Consider the following 22,053-nt stretch of genomic DNA (forward strand, 5'->3'; position numbering starts at 1 on the left):
TCAATTAGTAAATACTAAAATATTCGGCGATCGGGCCTAATGTTTGTGCCGGGAAGAATGACAAGGCAGCAACGATGACGATTACGAAGAATGTCATCACACCGAATGTAACCGTATCAGTCTTTAATGTACCCGCACTCTCCGGAGTGTACTTCTTGTTTGCCAAAAGACCTGCAATAGCTACCTGTCCGACAATTGGCAAATAACGTGAAATGATCAGTGCCAAACCGCAAGTGTAGTTCCAGAAATAGGTATTGTCGCCTAATCCTTCAAAACCGGAACCGTTGTTAGCAGAAGAAGAAGTATATTCATATAACATTTCACTGAAACCATGGAAACCAGGGTTGTTCAACCAGCCACCCTCGCTCTCTACGAATTCAGGGGCATATACCCATACGTAGGAAGAGATAGCCGTAAAGATCAAAATCACGAATGGGTGAGCCAACGAAACGATCGTTGCAATCTTCATTTCTCGGGCTTCTACCTTTTTACCTAAGAATTCCGGCGTACGTCCGACCATCAAACCGCTGATGAATACGGCTATAATCAAGAATGCATAGTAGTTCATGAAACCTACGCCGACACCACCAAACCATGTATTGATCTGCATGTTCAACATCTCCACCATACCAGAAAGAGGCATTGTACTGTCGTGCATACCGTTAACGGAACCATTAGAGGTGACGGTCGTAGTCACAGACCACAAAGCGGTTGCGCCCGGACCCAGACGGGTTTCCTTACCTTCCATAGCACCGCAAGACTGGTCAATACCCATCTCGTCGATTTTCGGGTTACCTGCCATCTCATAGTGAACGTTACAGAATACCCCCAAAAGATAAGCAAACAGCATCACACCATAGATCACATAACCTAACTTTTTACGTTTCAGATAAAATCCCAAAGCAAATACCAATGCCATCGGAATGATCAGAATAGACCAACATTCTACAATATTGGTCAGGTAAGTCGGGTTTTCCAATGGGTGAGAAGAGTTTACTCCGAAGTAACCACCACCATTCGTACCTAACTGTTTAATCGGAACGATTGCAGCTGTAGGACCTTGTGAAACAGTTTGTTCAGCTCCTTCCAATGTCGGGATTGTCATTTTGGAGTCAAAGCCCATCGGCGTACCTTGTATGATCAGGATGAACCCCACGATCAGAGACATCGGGAAAAGGATACGTGTACAGCTGATCACTAAATAGTGCCAGAAGTTGCCGATTGTTTTAGTTGTTTTGGCGGCCATCGACTTCATAATTCCAGCCATGGCAGCCATACCTGTTGCAGCAGTGATGAACTGGAACAACATGATGACGAACAACTGTGTAAAATAAGTCAAACCGCTTTCTCCGCTATAGTGCTGCAAGTTACAGTTAACCATGAAACTAATACACGTGTTGAACGCCAAATCTGGACTTTGTCCGCTGTTCCCATCAGGATTCAAAGGAAGATATCCTTGCGATACCAACAGGATCATACCCCAGAAGAACCAAAATACGTTTATAATAAGCAGAGATTTCAAGAATGCCTTCCAATCCATCTCTTCATTGGGGTTGATACCCGCCAACTTGTAAATAAATCTTTCAATTGGAGCCATGAAACGCATGCAGTCGTTTCCCTCCTTATACACCTTGGCGATATGCTTTCCCAGCGGGTAACTGATAACCAGCAGCAGCAATATCTGCAATGCTACACCTAAAATTTCTGTATTCATCTTTTCACTTAAAAAAACTAATTACCATTAAAACTTTTCGGGCTTAATTAGGACATACATCAAATACCCGAAGATCAATAAGCAAAGTATAAACAGTGCTAAAAACATAATTTAATTCTCCTTTCTTACATTAAATTTTCTCAAACCAGTCCACACACTTGAAGAAAAACCAATAGCATGCTACACCGGTAGCACACAAGAACAAAAATGATAACGTATCTTCCATACTTGTCTTTTTTAATTGTTAATACTATTTATTTGTTTTCCACCCTACTATATGCCAAAGCTGTGCCAAAAAATCGAGTTCTTGCACAATACATTGTTTATCAGTTATATAATCAAAAAATAATATTATTATGTAATATGCTCAATCCTTTTCAAAAGGAAAAAGATATTTTCATTTTGAAAAGGTATATAAAAAACGCAAGCTGCCTGTTTTAGGTAAACCTACCGGGTATGCAAGAACAAAGTGTTCCACATTATAGTCCATAGGCTTCCATCTTCCTATAAAGTGTGGTTAAGGCTATCCCAAGAGGACGAGCAGCTTCGGGTTTGTATCCGTTAGTATGTTGGAGAACTTTCTGAATGTGGTGCTTTTCAACGCTGACTAGGTCCAATTCAATATTATTCCCCGTATTTTCAGATAATTGACATTTCCTTTCCATGGACATCGTTTTATGGCTGCCATATATTTTTTATGATCACTTTAAATCTCACCAAAATCTTTAGATATCTGCCCTGCACAGGCAGGCTTCCAACAATCGAAATTTCTCTTTTTAGCTAAAATCATGTTATTGATTATAGGCAATTCGCAACTTTCGCTGATATATAAAATAGCATGTCCTTGAGCTGTTGTTTTCAATTGTTTTCTTAATGTGTTCCAAGCTTCTGTATCAGAAATAAAATATTGCGATGCGGTAGACTCCGTTTCATACACCAGTTTGTATTCATTCAGCACCAATTCATTTTCCTGATTTGTCTTCTTTTGAGGATAGCATAAATAGGCAATTCCTGTCAAAAGGATGATTCCTGTAAAAGTATTCAGCAGATATTTAAAATAATAATCATTTTCGAAGACATAGAATTCATTGATGCTACCACATATACATACGCTAGCCACTAACAGTAATATTACCGTTATCCGTTGCTTTAAAAATTTCATCCGCATATTCTTTTCCATTTGTATCCTAATTTTTGAAATCAAATCCTTTAAATAAGCCGTGAATAAATTATATCCACGGCTCAAAAAGAAAAAAACAATTCAAATCTTTACAGAATGAATGGAGAAAAAGATTTTGGTACACATAAAACAACTTTAATTGCAATAATATATAATATGAAACTCATATCCTTCTATGAGCAACCAAGTACTTCTTGCAAGGCCACCATTTTTCAATCCTGTTTTTCAAAATGAAAAAATACCCCAAAACACCAATCCAGCTTGTTACTAGTAACAGAACGATAATCTTGTTTTTGATCCTTTGAGGAACATCTTTTTTTATTAAATTGCTGATTGCCCATACAGAGGCAAGCGAGCCTAACTGATAAATAAAAAATACCATTTTGTTTCTTTGTTGTTCTACATTGTTTCTTATAGCAGACAACCGAAGATGAATATTAATGATACTTTCTTCGGAAATCTAAACTGATAAAGATAATGCCAAAATCAGACCAATTTAAGAACAATAAACATAAATCACTATATATCAATAGATTAAAAATATCAATTCTAAATTGAAAGTAAAAAAAACAACTAAAATGAAAAACACTTTTTCATTTTGGTAATATTACTTAGGCTTCCCTATTTGCAAACATCTGTTTATCAATGACAAATACAAATTGGTATGGATTTTGCTTTGTGTTGTATATAATATTTCAAATATGAGATTATTTATCATTTCGAATAGGTTGCCTGTAAAAGTTACACGTTCCTCCGATGGAAAATTTGTTTTTTCACGGAGCGAAGGAGGGCTGGCTACAGGTTTGAAGTCATTGGACGTTGATTGTGAAAAACATTGGATTGGTTGGCCTGGCGTCTGCGTAGAACAAAAGACGGAAAAAGATGACATTTGCAGTCAATTGGAAAAAAATAATTATCATCCGGTATTCTTATCCGACAGGCAGTATGAAAATTACTACGAAGGATATAGCAACAGTACCCTATGGCCCCTCTGTCATTACTTTTTTGCTTATACGTTATATAAAAAGAACTTTTGGGAATCATATAGGGAAGTCAATGCTGTTTTTTGTGAAGAGATATCTCGGATAGTTGAACCTAATGATTGGGTTTGGGTACAGGACTATCAGTTAATGCTGTTGCCGGGCATGCTCCGTGAGAAGTTTCCCAACCTTCATATCGGGTATTTCCACCATATTCCGTTCCCTTCACATGAACTTTTCCGGATTCTGCCCGAAAGGGTCGAGATCCTGAACGGACTTTTGGGAGCCGACTTTGTCGCTTTTCACATTCACGATTATATGCGTCATTTCATCAGTGCGACGGAACGCATCCTTCATAAGAATTTCAATCTGGATGAAGTTCAAATGAATGATCGTGTAACCCGTGTGGATGCATTACCGATGGGGATAAACTATGATCTTTATCACAATGTGATAGCTGATGACAAAGTCCACCACGCAGTAGAGAAAACACGACTTCTATTTGGAGATCATAAGTTAATCATATCGGTAGACCGACTGGATTACAGCAAAGGAATATTGCACCGTCTTTACGGATTCGCCTCTTTTTTGAAAAATCATCCGGAATATCACGGGAAAGTGACATTGGCGATGGTTATCGTCCCCTCTCGCGACCATGTAGGCAGTTATGCCGAATTGAAAACCAAAATAGACGAGGAGATCGGTTCTATCAATGGAACTTACTCTACCATGAATTGGACTCCGGTATGTTATTTTTATCACGGTTTCTCTTTTGAGGAATTAGTAGCGATGTATTATGTTGCCGATATAGCCTTGGTAACCCCTTTGCGCGATGGTATGAATCTTGTGGCAAAAGAGTATGTCGCTACCAAACAAGATAATCCGGGGGTACTCATTTTAAGTGAAATGGCCGGTGCTTCGGTTGAATTGTCTGATGCTTTATTGATTAATCCAAACGACACGGACCAGATCGAACAAGCCATTTGCCGTGCATTGAAAATGCCATTGGAGGAACAAAGAGAAAGGCTTCAGCGAATGCAAGCCATCCTTTCGGTTCAAACCGTAAACAAATGGGCTGCGGATTTCATGAGAGAATGGCGGCAGACCGCAGAGAAAAACAAACGATTACAAAAGAAAAAGATCTCCGCACAAGACCAGAACGAAATCAAAACATTATATGACCAAGCGAAAAAGCGCTTGATTTTGCTGGATTACGACGGAACATTAACTGCATTCAAAAATCATCCGGAAGATGCTGTTCCAACACCTGCATTACGAGACCTGTTACAGCGTTTTTGTTCCGACTCTCGGAATCATGTAACCATTAATAGCGGGCGGGACCACTATACATTGGAGAAATGGCTGGGAGATCTTCCTCTGTCTTTTGCCGCCGAGCATGGTGCATTTTACAAGGAAAAAGGCGCATGGCATAAAAACATAGGCAATCGAGAGTGGGATTCGGAGCTATTGTTTATTCTAAATTTGTTTGTAAGCAAAACCCCGTACTCTCATCTTGAGACAAAAGAAGCTGCTCTTGCCTGGCATTATAGAGAATCGGACGCCTGGCTGGGAGAGCTGAGAGCACAACAGCTAACAAAGGCTATAATGCCTGTTTGCCTGAAAAAGGGATTACAAATCATGCAGGGCAACAAAGTCGTGGAAATAAAATCTCCAGAATGCACAAAAGGTTCGGAAGTAGCTCGCCTATTATTGGCTTCCCGCTATGATTTTATACTAGCAATGGGAGATGACACGACGGATGAGGATATGTTCCGGGCTCTTCCAGTATCCGCCATAACAGTTAAAGTTGGAATTGTATCTGAAAAAGCCAAATACAATCTGTCCTCGCAGGAAGAAGTATTGCCTTTTTTGGAAAAACTGTCGGGTGAAGGTGTTAGTTACGGAACGACTTCCAAAAGCATAAAAGGTCAACTGAAAGCCACCGTTGATTTTTTTAAAGGATTGTGGACAAATAAAAAATAATTTTTATGGACAAGTTAAATTACGGAGTAATAGGAAATTGCTGCACTGCGGCTTTGATTTCGGATAAAGGCAGTATAGATTGGTTATGTTTCCCTAACTTCGACTCACCTTCCATCTTTGCATCATTGCTCGATCGGGAGAAAGGGGGATATTTCGGCTTCGAGGTTTCTCCGGATTATCAAATATCGCAATCGTATGTTCCTCATACAAATATTCTTTCGACCAACTTCGTATCAGAAGAAAATGAATTTGCCGTTGTAGATTTCATGCCTTGTTACCATCTGAGCGATGCGAGCAATTGTTATCGTCCGGCAGAGATCTACCGATATATCCGCAGAATCAAAGGTACTCCCCGTTTTAAAATCAACTATGAGCCGGCTCCGGACTATGCCCGTGGAAAGACAATTTTCAACACGACCTCGGAATATATAGAGACCTACTCTACTTCTAACAGCAAAGATAGGCAATATCTTTATTCCTCACTACCTTTGCACAACATCTTGGAACAGAAAGAAATCGTACTGGCTAAGGACGAGTTCTTGCTACTTTCATATAACGAGAAAGTAATACCTGTCAACATTGAGCGTGAGAAACTGGAATACTGCCGGACGCTGGTTTATTGGTTGAATTGGACTGACCGAACCAAGAAGTTTACGGTCTATAACGATGTCATTGAGCGAAGTCTCCTAGTTTTAAAATTGATGTCTTTTTATAATGGAGCCGTATTGGCGGCCATAACAACTAGCCTACCGGAAACGATCGGAGAAGTCCGTAACTGGGATTATCGTTTTTGTTGGCTGCGCGACGCCTCCATGTCCATTGAAACTTTGTTCCAGATAGGCCATGTGGAAGCCGCAAGGCGGTTCATGAGATTTGTCCAGTCTACTTTTGTTTCTCAACACGATACTTACCAGATCATGTACGGTATTCGCGGAGAAAGAAAATTGACGGAAGTTATTCTGGGACATCTTTCCGGTTATAAGAACTCACGACCCGTTCGGATCGGTAATGATGCTTACCACCAGCTTCAAAATGACTCGTTCGGCTATTTAATGGACCTGATCTACCAATACTATCGTTTGATGCCCGGTACATTGGACGAGGTGGAAGATATGTGGGAAATGGTAAAAAGTATCCTGACGTTACTTTACAAAGGGTTGATGTACCGTTATAAATCTCATGATGATTTCGGACTTCCCTCTTCCGCCTTTACTATTTGTACGTTCTGGCTCATTCGTGCTCTTTATGTCATAGGAGAAAAAGAAGAAGCACGTAGTCTGTTTGAGGAAATGCTTCATAATTCAAATCACTTGGGACTTTTCAGTGAAGACATTGATTTTGAAACCAAGGAGCAACTGGGGAATTTTCCTCAAGCATATTCCCATTTGGCACTAGTCAATACCGCTATATTGTTTTCGGAAGAGGACATACGACTGTTTTTTAAATAAACCTTCTGTATCTCTTTCATTTTGGAAATATTTTTTCACTATGCAAGGGGCTACACTAATAAACGCATGAAGCATACTCCATATTGATAACTTCAAGACTTTTATAAGTAAATTACCATTATAGACCGGCCTTAACCCATATTTTTCTTTATCCAATCGTATCCACATATAGAAGAAAAGCATCATAAAGGAGCCCATCTCTGCCAAAGAAGAGGCAATTGCCGCCCCCGAGATTCCTAATTCCCTAGTGAATATCAAATAAAAATTTAAAGGAATATTGATTAATACCGCTATGGCAGCAGCCCAAGATAGAGCTTTTGTATGCGTTATCCCCACTAAAAAAGAACGTATCGCTAAAAATGGGAATGAAAACAACAATCCAAAGCTACGCCAATCCAAGTATAGGATTACCGCTCGATAAATATCCGAGGAAACGATCAGCTTCTTTAGTATAAATGGGGAAACCGTATGAATGAGAAGGTAAAGAAAGATAGCCAATCCCAAAAGGAAAAATAAGCCTTGAAAAAAGGTCTTGCCGGTTTCCTTGTAATCTTGCTCTCCATTCCTTCGAGCTACCATTACTTGCAACCCAATGCTAAACCCAAAACCAAGCATATAAATCGCCAAATAATAAATTCCGGCGATAGCGGACGCTCCTAATTCTATCTCTCCAACGTGGCCTAAGAAAACAGCATCCGTAATATTGATTAATTGTTCCATTAAGATGCTCATCATTACAGGAAAGTTGATGAGCCATATTTGTTTATATGTATAATTCATTGCTCAACTGTATAATAGTGCGATACAACATACCGCTTTTATGCAGTATGTTATTTCGTAATCCATAAAATAAAAGGATATAAAATCTCCGTGACAAATAAAGCTGTATTTGTCAAATAGCTGAATAGCTTTATTGGATAGGGCTAAAAGAAAAAACGGCTAAATAGACGTCTCTATCCAACCGTTCAAAAGATCTTCGCGATAATCTTTTGTGCTCACAGTCAAGGTTAAACTCGAAAAACATATAACTTCAAAATGAATTTATAACATCATTTTGTTTTGATGTTGGCAAAGGTAAGCCTTTATTTGTAAATAACAATTTTTTATCATGTTTTTTTTACTATTATATCTTTTTTTCTTCTCTAGAATATTTTCGTTTTAATTTATGGTCTCTTTTGTGCTCGGATATTCAAAAAAACACAATGGAAAGTTCAAGAGATGAAAGCAGGACATAAAAAGGGTGTGTCATGACACACCCTCTTGTGAAACCATAAAAAGGATTTTCAGCCACAATGGAAATAAGTATTGACCAGCTTCAACATCTCTTCCGGATTATTCTCTAGGTCCTTGCGTAAAGAAGCGTCATCATAAGATTCCAGTTTATGGATGATGCCGTCTATCATACTCGGACTAAATACGTTATATTTTTCAAAAACAGCACGCTGTTGTCTTAAACGGGCGGCTGAGGCTGCGCAACTGTCTGGGAGTTGATCCAATGTCTTTAGGCGATCTTGATTCTCTTCCTTATGAATATTCACGTTTACATAAGTCTTCTCAGCGATCTCCAAAGCATCGTTGATCTCAAAACCATGGCGGCACGCAACTGCCAATCCTGCCAATAATTGGTATAAATCAGCGGAGCCATCCGGTGAGCGCATCTCGACCGTTTGCTTTTGGCTCGTATCATAATGGCTGGCAGGTTCCAATGGGTTCGCCAAAGCACACATGTCCGTTTTTGCGGCCCAACCTAGCGGAACACGAACTAAAACTGAACGATTCCGATCTCCCCAACAAATATTCGTAGGTGCTTCTTGGTGTGGAACCAAGCGGAAATATGAGGTTGGGTTCGTATTTCCAAAAGCCGTAATAGAGGAAGCTAAGCACATCATTCCAGCGATAGCCTTACGGGCGGTTTCGGATAAGATACCATTCGCTAACATCTGATTCTTGCCATCTTTCATGATACGCATATGGACATGCAGACCGGAACCTGCTTTTCCCACCGTAATTTTCGGAGCGAAAGTGATGTTATATCCATATTCATGCGCTAGATTGCGGATCGCCCATTTTGCGATCATCAATTGATCCGCTGCATTTTCCGCAGGACATGGTAAGAACTCGATCTCATTCTGCTCATAGATCAAACCATTTAACGTAAAGTTACCAACTTCCGAATGACCATATTTAATTTGTCCCCCGGCTTGCGCTATACAGTGCATGCACTCCGTCCGGAACTCATTGAACTTAGCGTAAGGAGCGGATTCATGATAACCTTTTTGGTCGGTAGCAGGGAAAACGCCTTCATCCGGTGCGATTACGTAATATTCTAATTCACCCATTGCCTCAAATTCCATTCCCGTCACCTCATGAAAAGCCTTACAAGCTTTATGCAAGGTATATTCCGGGGAACTTTCTAAGGGTTCTCCATCCTTATTGAAGAATGAGCAAAGCATGGTAAGCGTAGGTAATTCCGCAAACGGATCCTCGAAAGCCGTACGGAAACGGGGCACCACATACAGGTCACTACTTCCCGCCTCGATAAACGAGAAAAGACTAGAGCCATCCACACGCTCACCGCAAGTCAAGATCGCATCCAGATAGGCCGCATTGTTGATTACAAAGTTTAGTGTTTTCAAACGTCCGTCGCCTGCAGGATACATAAAATTAACCATCTGGATATCTTTCTCATAGATATAACGGATAATGTCCTCTTTCGTAAACTCGGACGCTGGCTTTTGTAAAAACTCCACTAATACGTTGGGAGTCATTTCTAGTTCTTTGTTCATGTCTTATATTGATTATGTTTATAGTGTAGAGAAAAACTTTCCTTTGGAACTGCTAACCGGAATCAAGCTAGAGATCGCTTCAGCAACCTCTATAGGTCGGTCAGACTCTATGATGTCCACACCTTGACGGATGATCATACGGTATGCTTCAGCACGACTTTCGGGTGTGGATAGTTTATCGTCGGAGGGAGCGGTAGATATCATGCACATGACACCTCTTTCATGTAACATATCGATCACCTCACGGACTTCGGGGGTAATCTTCGGACCTACGTAAGCCATGATATGATTCCAAGGTATACCGTTATCCTCATAGTCTTGAACCGCCTCTTTCGTTTTCACGAAAGCCTCAAACATGAAATTCGGATTTTTCTCGTAAAAGAAACGAGCCGAGGCACCATCATGAACCGTAATCATTACATAAGGTTCCGCTTGCATATCGGTAATCAACTGAGCAGTGCGCTCCATCGGAACATCCTTCTTATCAAGGATTAGGATTGTTTTTCCACGGGCCCAACGAATCGCTTCCTCTAAAGTCGGGATACGATAGTTTGTGATATTTCCTTCGGGATCCTTCAAACGGAAATTTTGCAATTCTTCCCAAGTATAATCAGAAACTTTCCCAGTCCCATTACTGGTACGCTCCAGTGTATCATCGTGGAAAAGGACGATAACACTATCTTTGGTTAACCTCGGATCTATCTCGAACGTGGCAGGAGTATAAGAGAGGGTATTTTCAAAGGTTTCCATACTGTTCTCAGGATAGCCTTTTCCCCGTCCACCTCGGTGTCCACTAATTAAAGGAATTCGGTCATCGGCATATTGGTAGAAAGATATCAAATCATCTACATTTGATATCTGTAGCGTATTCATTCCGTTGTATTCAAGCTCCTCCTTTGGCGTGTTCAATACGCAAGAACCACAAAGCAGGGCCAGCATTAAAAATCTGGCGGATAAATTGATTTTCATTTCACGATCGTATTTTAGGTGAATGATTCTTTCTATCCGCCAAACTTACACAAAATAAATGATTTTACAGAGTTAGCACCTTAATATTCGTCAACTTTCTGGTCTACACGGAACTTATCCAAACGTGCTTGCAGGCGAGTTTGGATATCAGCATATTCCGGATTATCGTATAAATTATTCAGCTCATTCGGATCACTTTGCAAATCGTAAAGCTCATTGCAATTAATCGCGTCATTATGCTCATTCTTCTCTCCATAGAAATGGATCAATTTATAACGACTGTCACGTACGCCATCGTGGCGACGTACCATATGGATAGCTGGATAATCATAATAATGATAATATAGATACTCACGCCAATCTCTTGGTGTCTCGCCTCCAAACAAGGGGACTAAAGAAGTTCCTACCATATAATCAGGTTTCTCGATACCGGCTATATCCAGATAAGTCGGGGCATAGTCAATGTTCTGTACTAAGGCCGTACATTCACTTCCCGCCTTGATTTTAGCAGGATAACGGATAATCAACGGCGTACGGAAAGATTCCTCATACATGAAACGTTTGTCGAACCAGCCATGTTCACCCATGTAAAAACCTTGATCCGAGGTATAAACGATCACGGTATTATCCATAAGCCCTTCTTTTTCCAGATAGGCGATCAAACGCCCTACCTCATCGTCAATCGATTTGATGCAACGTACGTAATCCTTGATATAACGTTGATATTTCCATTTAACCAAATCCTCACCTTTCAGGTTCTCGTTAATGAATTTTTCGTTACGAGGCTTATAAGAAGCGATCCAAGCCTCCCGTTGTTCCGGGGTCATACGATCCAAAGAGGCCTCCCAACCACCAATATTCCATTCCTTTTTATAAGCCTCCTTATCTTTAAGCTCATCTACCTTCAAATCATAAACCAAAGTCATATTTTTGTCTATACTCATCTCTTGTGTACGTGCGGCATCGCAACGAGTAGCATAATTATCATTGAAAGTATCTGGATATGGGAACTCTACATCCTCATATAAATCCATATATTTCGTATCCGGCATCCAGTTACGATGTGGAGCCTTATGATGAACCAGCAGGCAGAAAGGCTTATCCTTATCCCTCTCTTCCAAAAACTCGATAGCGTGATCGGTCGTAAGGGTCGTCGCATATCCCTCTTCTTTTACATACTTGCCATTCGATTCTTTGCTTTTAAACTCCGGATTATAATAATCTCCCTGATCCCATAACACATGATAATAATCAAAACCTTTCGGCTCACATTGCATATGCCATTTACCGACAACACCTGTTTGATAACCGTGCTGTTGTAAGATTTCAGAGAAGAATACTTTTGTCGTATCAATACCTTTTCCTAATTGTCTTTGTCCGTTTTGATGGCTATAAAGACCGGTCATCAAACAAGCACGGCTAGGAGTAGACAGAGAATTCTCAACGAAAGCTTGCCGGAACAACATTCCTTCTGCAGCCAAACGATCTAAATTTGGTGTTGGTGCCAATTTACCTAGCGCATGTCCATAAGCGCTAATAGTTTGATACGAATGATCATCCGTCATGATATGGATGATATTAAGCGGCTTCTCTGCCACTTCTTTTTGCCCGGTTCCGCATGCGGAGAATAAGAAGGCCGGAGCCAAGAAGACCCCATAGTTAATCGCATTCTTCATGTATTCAAAATTTTAAAATTACACAAACGTACAAAAAACAGAAATTATCACCAATAATACTTCCGGGCTATCTCAGCCATAGTCGGATATTTACTATCCTCATCGTCATATTGTTGTTTCAATTCCAACAGTTTTGTCTTCAACTCTTTAATCAACGCCTTTTTCGATGGGTCGTGATACAGGTTCTTCATTTCCATTGGATCCTCTTTCAAGTCATACAATTCCCATTCGGGAGTTCTGGACTCATTCTTGGTCCCGGTCATTCCCAACGACTCTCCATAATAGAATATCAATTTATAGCGATCCGTACGGATACCATAGTTGGCTGTCACGTTATGGTCGTTATCCGCATTCATCCAATAGCGGTAATACATAGCCTGTCTCCAATTAGCTGGGGTCTCATTTCTCAAATTCGAGCGGAAACTTTCTCCCTGCATTTGGCTAGGCTTGTCCATTCCGGCATAATCCAAAAATAGAGGAGCGAAATCGATATTCAATGTTATATCCTTATTATCCGTGCCGGGTTTGATTTCTTTCGGATAACGGATAACAAACGGCATACGCAAGCATTCCTCATACATCAATCGTTTATCAAACCAACCATGTTCCCCCAAAAAAAATCCTTGGTCTCCGGTATAGATGACAACCGTGTTTTCCGCCAATCCTTGCTCATCCAAATAGTTCAAGATACGCCCTACGTTTTCATCAATACCAGCGATACAGCGCAAATAATCTTTAATATACAATTGATAAGCCCAATGGCGCAACTCATCACGGCTCATATCCGTAGGTATATCCGTTTTCACATCCGTCTGCCTCAAATGCTCCATGCTCATCCGTAGCAACTCCGCATACTCTCCCTTGCCCTCATATGTGTCCAATAAGTTCTCCGGCTCCGGGATCGTTACATCTTTCAATAAATCCTTGAAACGCTCGGCGGGTGTCCACGGTCTGTGAGGAGCCTTGAAATGGCACATCATAAAGAAAGGCTTGCTCTTATCTCGATTTTCCATATATTTGATAGCCTCACTTCCTATCACGTCGGTAGAATGCCCTTTATACACTTTACCCGTTCGGGGATTCGCATGCGGATCATTCCCCCATGTACCTTTTTCTATAAGCATCGGGTCATTATAACGGCCCTGTCCAGGCAAGATATTGTAATAATCAAAACCTGTAGGTTCCGCATGCAAATGCCATTTACCGAATATAGCGGTTTGATATCCTGCTTGCTGCAAGCATTTCGCTACATTCGGATGATCCGGATCTAATGGATCTTGCAAAGTATATACACCATTCTTTTGGCTATATTGTCCTGTGATAATCGCTCCACGGCTCGGGGTACTGATTGAGTTCGTCACAAAACAATTCCTCAATATTGCGCCCTCATGCGCTATTCGATCAATATTGGGGGTCGGTAAGACCGTTGATAAAATTCCACCATAAGCACTTACCGCCTGCGAAGCATGATCGTCAGACATGATATAAATGATATTCGGTGTCCTATCATTCTGTGCCATGGCTGTTTGAACAGCACTAAAGTCATATAGGAAAATGCTTGATAATAAAATGTATTTGCATTTCATCGTATTTGTATTAATTTATTATACCAAACTTTTATAAAGCTATTAATAAAAAAGGATATATTATAATCCTTCATAAATCATACTTCTTGCGAATCAGTAATGCCCTTGATTCCGATGATCCGTGTGAGGTCTCACGGTTCGTTTCAAAGGGATATTCATTCCATCCGTAGACTCCAGCCAGTCATAAATCTGAGCATTCAATTGTTTGATTGTCTCTTTATATTCAGGTTCCGCAATCAGGTTCGTAGTTTCATACGGATCATTTTGCAAATCATAGAACTCATTCGTATCCCAAACCCCATGATAACGGATATACTTATAACGATCGGTGCGGATACCATGCATCGTTGGTGTCTGCGGAAATTCATATTCCCAATAATACTCGTAGAAGATATGATCTCTCCAATCCACCTTTTCTCCCTTGAGCAAAGGCAAGAAAGAATATCCCACCATCTGCTCAGCCTTTTCTAAACCCGCACAAGCCATAATTGTAGGAGCGACATCTACATTTTGTACCATATTCTCTATTACCTTACCTCCCTCAAACATACTAGGGCAACGAACCAACATAGGAACTCGCACAGATTCCTCGTAGAACTGTCTTTTGTCGATCAATCCATGTTCTCCCCACGCAAAGCCATTATCACCCATGTAAATAACCAACGTGTTATCATCTAACCCTGCTTCTTTCAGATAATCCAAGACAGAACCGATACTTTCATCTACAGAACGCAAGGTCTCACAATATTTACGAACTTGAACATCCCAAGGACGGCCATGGTAGGAATAGTCCACCCCATGCCAACTTTCTCTTTGACTTTTCACCCAATCCGGAGCCATTTTTTCTCCATAATACTCTTTTCCAAACGCAGCCTTTCCTGTTTTCTTATCAATAGTCGGCAACTCTTTAATGCCATAATGAGGCGTATTGAAGTTCGGAGGTAATACCAATTCCTTATTTTTATAACAATCCTTATGGCGCTTTGCGGCTGAAAAATTGTCGTGCACACCCTTATGAGACAAATAGACAAAGAACGGTTTATCCGCTTGTTTTTGTTCTTTCATGAATTGGATCGCATGGTCGGTCAAGAGATCCGTAACATAGGTACTGTCTTTATATTGTATCCATTCCCCATTTGTATTTATACGAGGGTTATAATATTCCCCCTGCCCCTTGAAACCTTCCCAATGATCAAAGCCTGGTTGAGGAGCCCCTGAGTCATTTCCCATGTGCCATTTTCCAAAGAAAGCAGTTTTATATCCACACTCCTGCAAATATTGTGGGAAAAAGATCAATCCATCAGGAAGAGGAGCGGCATTATCAACCACCTTATGGCTATGTGAATACATGCCGGTCAAGATGGAAGCACGGCTGGGAGAAGAAAGAGAGGTCGTAACAAACGCATTTTTGATATGCGCTCCTTCCTTGGCCATCCGATCCATATTAGGAGTTTCCAACCAAGGGATCGTATTCATGAACCCCATATAATCATACCGGTGGTCATCCGAGAGAATAAAGACAACATTTAATGGTTTCGTTTTTTGTGAAGTATTGTCTGCTTCCTGATTTTTAGGCTGGCAGGCCAAACATTGACTTACGATAGTCAATGAAAACAAGGTATTATTGATATTTGTATTCATATTGATAAAAGTTGAGGAGCTGTAAGTTTTACAGCTCCAATTAACATTTTATGACCAACCCGGATTTTGCGTTAGCTCAGGATTCAAATCCAATTCCCGTTGAGGAATAGGCATGAGAATCATGTAATCCTTTATATTACTAGCAATGTCCGTCTTATTCTTCTCAGCGACTTTCGCTTCGTATGTGCTGTGCTCTTTCATCCGTTTTATGAATGTACCTGTACGTACGAGGTCAAACCAGCGATGTCCTTCTATCGGAAATTCCAAATAACGCTCTTGTAAGACTGCTGCCCGGAAAGCATCTTTAGACAAACCCTCATAATTTTCAGAAGAATCACCAAACGCACGCTCTCGAACACGATTTAAAACTTGATGAGCTTTCTCTGATTCTCCGATTTCATTTAACGCTTCCGCATACATAAGCAAGGCATCCGAATAACGGATGATATGCATATTGATCTCACAGAACTTAATAGCCGTTAATCCATCTTGCCAATACTTGCCAAACAAAGGAATACTTGATATCAATTCCTTTCCATTTACAGGGTTCGTATAATGCGTTCTTAAATTCACGGCTTTACGTTTATCATTTTCCTTAAAGGTATTATTTAATTCCATAGTGGGAATATCCGCCTCATTAGATCCACTAACTCCGATCGGTTCAGGCAAAGAATATTTGGGTCCCGTTAAACTCATTTCATCATTATGAGGTAATGGGTCCGCCTTATATTCAATATAAAAGACAGCCTCTTTACCAGCTTCAGTATCCAAGTTCCAATTATCTCCATACTCCACATGTAAACCATACCCATAAGCACCTTCTTGTTCAACAACCTCTGCCAGTTTTTCCTTTGCTTTGGAATAATCACCTTTCGTCAAATACACCTTTCCTGCTAAAATCTTGGCAGCACCTTTTGTCGCACGCCCTATATCTGTAGTCCCATATTCTGAGGGATAAGGAAGGGCACTTTCCGCATCTGTCAAATCAGATAGAATCTGTTCATAGATCTGCTCTTTCGCAACTCTCGGCCCCATAGCATCATCTATTGTCTCTAACTGAGTCACCAAAGGAACATCTCCAAAAAAGCGGACTAAATTGAAATAATAAAGAGCACGTAAGAATTTTGCTTCTGCTATAAATCTTTTTTGTAAATCAGGATTCATAGTAACAGATGGAATGTTATTAATAGCGGCATTAGCTTTCATAATGCCCGAATAATTATTTTGCCACATATCTCTAATAAATGTGTTTTCCGGGGTGTGACGCAAAAATTCCAAGTTCTGTAGAAAGGCATTAGGCATACCAAGACCGTTTTTCATCCCATCACATGTAAGATCACATAACATATACATGCACCTACTATAAATACTATTAAGTTGTTGATAAGTTGCATCAACTGCCGCTTGGGCATCTTTCTGACTCGTGTAAAAGTTATCCACGACCAGCCTGTCTATTGGTTTCTCGTCTAAGAAAGAACACTGTACATTGAACAATGAGAATATTGATATACAGCCAAATATTATATATTTATTCATGATAATACAATTTAATTATTACTTAATATCAAGTTTTATACCAAACATAAATGTACGAGATTGTGGATAGCCACCGAAATCTTCGCCCGCTTCAAGCGTAGAGGCACCTCTATAACTAACTTCAGGGTCATATCCCCGATATTTTGTCCATGTTAATAAATTTTGTCCAGTCACATACAGACGCAAACCTTGGATATGCTTTAAGTTTATTTTAGGAAAGCTATAAGATAGTGATAACGTTTTCAATTTCAGATAAGAGCCATCTTCTATAAATCGATCACTTACCAATAAGGCTCTATTTGTTGTTGCCTTTGGGTATATGTTACTCGGATTTTCCGGTGTCCAACGATTTACCATGTCCGCATAAGCATTTTGCCCACCTGTTGGATTCTCCAATTCCATGGCATTATAATTAAGAATCTTATTTCCATAGGAATATTGTAAGAACACATTAAGTTCGAAGCCCTTATAAGCAAACGTATTTGTTAATCCTCCGAAAAATTTAGGATTAGCGTCTCCCAATATTTCCCTGTCATTAGCGGCATCTACCTTTCCATCACCATTTAAATCCTTATATCTACGCAAACCAACACCAATAGGTGAAGCAGATGAAGTTTGTTGCTTACATTCTTCCTCATTTTGAAAAATACCATCAAAACGATATCCATAGAAAACACCAATGGGCTCACCTACAATCAAGCGACGTACAGAGCCTGTTTTTAAATGCCCATCGCCTTCTGCCATTTCCTTATACTCTTCTCCGCCTAATTCAAGAACTTTATTCCGATTGAAGGCGATGTTAAAAGCGGTTGTCCAACTGAATGCCCCTGTCAAATTATCACTTTCTATTGATAATTCATATCCTTGATTTTCTATGCTACCTATATTCTTCAACATGGTTTGATATCCAGATGTAGCAGGAACTGCAACACTATACAGCAGGTCTGTTGTTTTCTTCTTATAATAGTCTGTTGTGATGCGTAATCTATTATTGAACAAGCCTAAATCTAAACCAATATCAAATTGTCCGGTGCGCTCCCACTTTAAGTCAGGATTAGGAATTTTGTTTGGGAAAAATCCTGATACGAGTTGATTCCCTAAGATCCAATTACTAGTACCTAAAGTTGCCAATGATTCATATACACCGATCTCCGTATTACCTGTAAAACCATAACTGGCTCTTAACTTTAAATTCGAAATGACTTCTTTTACAGGCTCCATAAAAGCCTCTTCCGATATTCGCCACCCAGCAGAAGCGGAAGGGAAGAAACCATATTTGTTGTTTGTCCCAAAACGAGAAGAGCCGTCAACACGGGCATTCACGGAAAATAGATACTTATGTTTCAGCGTATAATTAATACGAGCTAAATACGACATCAAACTCCATTGAGTAGCGTTGGATTCCGGTTTGTTATAAACAGAACCAGCTCCCAGATTATTATAAAGCATTACATCATTCACGAAATTTGAGGAGGATCCCATTACATATTCCGCATTATTTTTTTGCATCGTAAAACCACCCAACAAGCTTAAGTCGTGCTCCTCTGCAAATGTTTTATTCCAAGTCAGTGTATTTTCGTTCAGCCAATTTATACTTTTATTTACACCTACATAAGCCGAGGCAACTCCTCCAGACTGATAAATATTGGACGGGGTATATCTGTTTGTCTTATGATACATCACATCCGCTCCCAATGATACTTTCAGTTTTAAATCCGGAATGATCTCCCATTGTGCATAAATATCTCCAAGCAAACGTGAAGTCGCATTATTAAATTTCCGTTCTTTTGCTGTCGCTACCGGATTTGGAACTAATATTCCAGGAACATTAATTTGAGTGTATGCACCTGTCAACTCATCTTCATATACAGGCTGTATAGGATTCATTCTTAATGCACCAGAAATAGTTCCGTCTTCTCCTCCAGTATCAGTTGCTACGGAATTACTAATCGTATGGCTGGCGGTCATGTGTGTTCCCACACTAAAATTCTTGAATATTTTACGATCCAAATTCAAGCGTATGGAGTAACGCTTGAAATCAGAGTTGATAACAATTCCCTTCTGATCTGAGTAATTGCCCGATATTGCATATTGTGTCTTCTCGTCACCACCCGAAAAACTTAATTGATATGTTTGCGTACTTCCTCCACGAAATATCTCGTCTTGCCAATCTGTCCCATTACCGATCTTTGCGATCTCAGATAAAGCCGTAGCATCATAATAGGGTTTTAATCCATCATTTGTATAAGCCTCATTCACTAATTTCGCATAATCTTGCGCATTCATGACATCTATCTTCTTGGATACGTTTGATATTCCAAAACTTGCCTCAAAAGAGATAATATCCCGTCCCTTTTTGCCGCTTTTTGTAGTAATCAACACAACACCATTGGCTGCACGCGCTCCATAGATCGCCGTGGCAGCAGCATCTTTCAAGATCTCTATAGACTCAATATCTGATGGGTTTACAGTAGATAGACCACTCATCTGTGTCTTACCCCCCGTATTCCCGAAACCGCTACCACTATAAACAGGGAAACCATCAATAACATAAAGAGGTTCATTACCTCCTTGTAACGAGCTACTTCCACGTACTCGGATAGAAGCTACGGCTCCCGGCATACCAGAGGTTTGGATTACTTGCACACCTGAGGCACGACCGACCAAACCTTGATCGATAGAAGTCATTGGCGTTTGCTGTAATTCCGCTGTTTTAACAGAAGATACAGAACCAGTCAAATCACTCTTCTTCACAGAGCCATAGCCAATGACAACAACTTCATCAATATTTTGGGTATCCTCTGTCAATTGGATTTTAAGGGAATGTTGTTTGCCAATTTTTACCTCCTTGGTCATATAACCAATATAGGATATCAAAAGTATATCCTTTTCTGACGCATCTAAACTGAAACGTCCGTCCATATCGGATATGCTACCTATTGAGGAACCTTTTACGACAACATTAGCGCCAATTATGGGTACATTCGCCTGATCGGTAATGACACCTGTGATCTTACCATCTTGTTGGGTTATCTGGGGGTGTTCATTTTTTTTGTAAATTATGATATGTTTATCATCGATTGTATAAGACAAACCTTGTTTACTGAGAATACTATGTAATATTTGGTTGATGCTTTGCTTTTTAGCTTTTACTGAGATCTTCTCATTAAGATTAATCTCATCATTCTTGTACCAAAAAGAGTATTCGCTTTGTTGTTTGATCTCTTCTAGCGCCTCCGAGATCGTTACATTGTGCAGGTTCAATGATATTTCCGCTACTTGAGAGTAACCCGTTTTCGCGGATGCGCAAAATAAGCTGAGCATACATAGTACAACAGATAGTCTCATGATGTTATATGTTTTTTTTAGGTTAACATTAGGCATATAATGCCTTGTGTGTGAAATAAATTTCATACTTTTGCAATGATTTAAAGTTTTTAATTGTGTTGCGATAATTAAGACTTGAGTCTTTAGAAACGGAAGATGTTGGTAGCATTTTCCGTTTTGTTTTTCTCTATTCCCTCTTTTTTCTATTTCATAGGCATATCGATTTAACGTTTATAACTCATTTGATTTACTTTTTCGAGATCGTGATTTGATCCCCTTCTATCTCATACTTTATAAGTCGATTAGCGGTCATGACCCGGAGGATTTGGTCTATGTTCTCTCCCCGTACGAAATCACCGGTAAAAGCTGCGTTCCTCAAATCATTCCCGAGGATCTGTATCCTTACGTTGAAACTCCTTTCCAGTTGCTTAGCGATTTTCTCTAGTGGATAGTTGGTGAAATAGAATTTACCACAAATCCACGAAGTATAACTTTGTAATCTCACTTCTCTCTTGATAAAGCGATGTGAGGCTTTCATATATTTTATTTGCTGTCCCGGCATTATCTGGATGAGATTTTTAGTGTCAAGTCCGACACCGACTTTCCCTTCCGCTAAAGTCACCTCTATATTATCATCGTCATCATAGGCCTTCACATTAAACTTTGTTCCTAATACTTTCACCTTAACATTTTCAGCGCTAACGATAAAGGGATGCTCCTTGTCGTGCGATACCTCGAAGAATGCCTCACCGTTCACCTTTACCTCCCTCTGCCCGGAGACGAAAGCTGCCGGATAACTCAATGTTGTACCGGCATTGAGGATCACTTTCGTGCCGTCAGACAGGACTACGGAGGATCGCATTCCCATCGGATTCACCATCTCTATCATTTGGCTGTTCAGTTTCTTGTAACCTTCATGGAAAGAGATATAATTGGAGATGCTGAACAAAAGCGTGACGGAGGCGGCGACCGCAGATATTCTCAACCAAAACCTTCTGCGCAAGCTGCGTTCGATACGGTTGTTGACCTCTAGGAAGATATCTTCCCTCATTTCGTCACCCATTTGCTTTATGATCTCTTTTCTTGTCTCCATATTTCGTCTTTCTTATAATAAGGAGTAAGGATCGGTGAAATTCGTTTAAAGAGAAAGACGTTTTTTTTAAAATGTTTGAAATATGTCCTAGATACATAAAACATCCAAATAATTGTCGTGTAGAAAGTCATTTT

14 protein-coding genes and 1 pseudogene are annotated in these 22,053 nt (G+C 40.0%); 2 read left to right on the forward strand and 13 right to left on the reverse strand.

Annotated features, from left to right (window positions below; genetic code table 11):
* Window positions 1-4: 4 nt before the first annotated feature.
* From kdpA to DWX84_RS14660, 4 genes are all read right to left on the reverse strand, one after another.
* The gene (gene kdpA, locus DWX84_RS14645; RefSeq protein ID WP_005858471.1) at window positions 5-1,714 is read right to left on the reverse strand and encodes a potassium-transporting ATPase subunit KdpA; all 1,710 of its coding nucleotides are present in this window, start codon (window positions 1,712-1,714) and stop codon (window positions 5-7) included.
* 27 nt (window positions 1,715-1,741) lie between these two features.
* Entirely contained in the window at window positions 1,742-1,822 is an 81-nt protein-coding gene (locus tag DWX84_RS22210; protein ID WP_080504992.1) for a potassium-transporting ATPase subunit F, read from the reverse strand.
* A gap of 371 nt (window positions 1,823-2,193) precedes the next feature.
* Window positions 2,194-2,385, reverse strand: coding sequence for a helix-turn-helix domain-containing protein (locus DWX84_RS22215; RefSeq protein WP_009017080.1), 192 nt, complete (start codon window positions 2,383-2,385; stop codon window positions 2,194-2,196).
* 35 nt (window positions 2,386-2,420) lie between these two features.
* Window positions 2,421-2,894 (reverse strand): hypothetical protein, encoded by a 474-nt coding sequence (locus DWX84_RS14660; protein WP_005858467.1) that lies wholly within the window; start codon window positions 2,892-2,894, stop codon window positions 2,421-2,423.
* Window positions 2,895-3,595: 701 nt separating this feature from the next.
* Here DWX84_RS14660 and DWX84_RS14670 point away from each other — a divergent pair.
* A complete protein-coding gene (locus tag DWX84_RS14670) occupies window positions 3,596-5,857 on the forward strand; it encodes a bifunctional alpha,alpha-trehalose-phosphate synthase (UDP-forming)/trehalose-phosphatase (protein WP_121961336.1) in 2,262 nt (753 codons plus the stop codon).
* A 5-nt stretch (window positions 5,858-5,862) separates the two neighbouring features.
* Entirely contained in the window at window positions 5,863-7,305 is a 1,443-nt protein-coding gene (locus DWX84_RS14675) for a glycoside hydrolase family 15 protein (RefSeq protein ID WP_122377542.1), read from the forward strand.
* A gap of 45 nt (window positions 7,306-7,350) precedes the next feature.
* Here the strand turns inward: DWX84_RS14675 and DWX84_RS14680 are convergent.
* From DWX84_RS14680 to DWX84_RS14720, 9 genes and pseudogenes are all read right to left on the reverse strand, one after another.
* Window positions 7,351-8,085 (reverse strand): annotated as a pseudogene (locus DWX84_RS14680) (MATE family efflux transporter); the annotation flags it as partial.
* A 503-nt stretch (window positions 8,086-8,588) separates the two neighbouring features.
* Window positions 8,589-10,091, reverse strand: coding sequence for a glutamine synthetase family protein (locus DWX84_RS14685; RefSeq protein ID WP_121961338.1), 1,503 nt, complete (start codon window positions 10,089-10,091; stop codon window positions 8,589-8,591).
* A gap of 18 nt (window positions 10,092-10,109) precedes the next feature.
* The gene (locus tag DWX84_RS14690) at window positions 10,110-11,060 is read right to left on the reverse strand and encodes a glycerophosphodiester phosphodiesterase family protein (RefSeq protein ID WP_005868641.1); all 951 of its coding nucleotides are present in this window, start codon (window positions 11,058-11,060) and stop codon (window positions 10,110-10,112) included.
* A gap of 80 nt (window positions 11,061-11,140) precedes the next feature.
* Complete coding sequence (locus DWX84_RS14695; protein ID WP_044546069.1) at window positions 11,141-12,736, reverse strand: sulfatase; 1,596 nt, start codon at window positions 12,734-12,736, stop codon at window positions 11,141-11,143.
* 47 nt (window positions 12,737-12,783) lie between these two features.
* Window positions 12,784-14,256, reverse strand: a complete 1,473-nt coding sequence (locus tag DWX84_RS14700; RefSeq protein WP_052647312.1) for a sulfatase — start codon at window positions 14,254-14,256, stop codon at window positions 12,784-12,786.
* Window positions 14,257-14,415: 159 nt separating this feature from the next.
* On the reverse strand, window positions 14,416-15,963 hold the full coding sequence (locus tag DWX84_RS14705; protein ID WP_005868645.1) for a sulfatase: 1,548 nt from the start codon (window positions 15,961-15,963) through the stop codon (window positions 14,416-14,418).
* 48 nt (window positions 15,964-16,011) lie between these two features.
* Window positions 16,012-17,499: a RagB/SusD family nutrient uptake outer membrane protein gene (locus DWX84_RS14710; RefSeq protein WP_005868646.1), complete on the reverse strand. Its 1,488-nt coding sequence runs from the start codon at window positions 17,497-17,499 to the stop codon at window positions 16,012-16,014.
* 18 nt (window positions 17,500-17,517) lie between these two features.
* Window positions 17,518-20,823, reverse strand: coding sequence for a TonB-dependent receptor (locus DWX84_RS14715; protein WP_048928188.1), 3,306 nt, complete (start codon window positions 20,821-20,823; stop codon window positions 17,518-17,520).
* A gap of 250 nt (window positions 20,824-21,073) precedes the next feature.
* Window positions 21,074-21,919, reverse strand: coding sequence for a FecR family protein (locus DWX84_RS14720; RefSeq protein WP_044546891.1), 846 nt, complete (start codon window positions 21,917-21,919; stop codon window positions 21,074-21,076).
* Window positions 21,920-22,053 lie beyond the last annotated feature (134 nt).

It is taken from the genome of Parabacteroides sp. AF21-43 (genome assembly GCF_003635435.1).
Taxonomy (GTDB): Bacteria; Bacteroidota; Bacteroidia; order Bacteroidales; family Tannerellaceae; genus Parabacteroides; species Parabacteroides distasonis.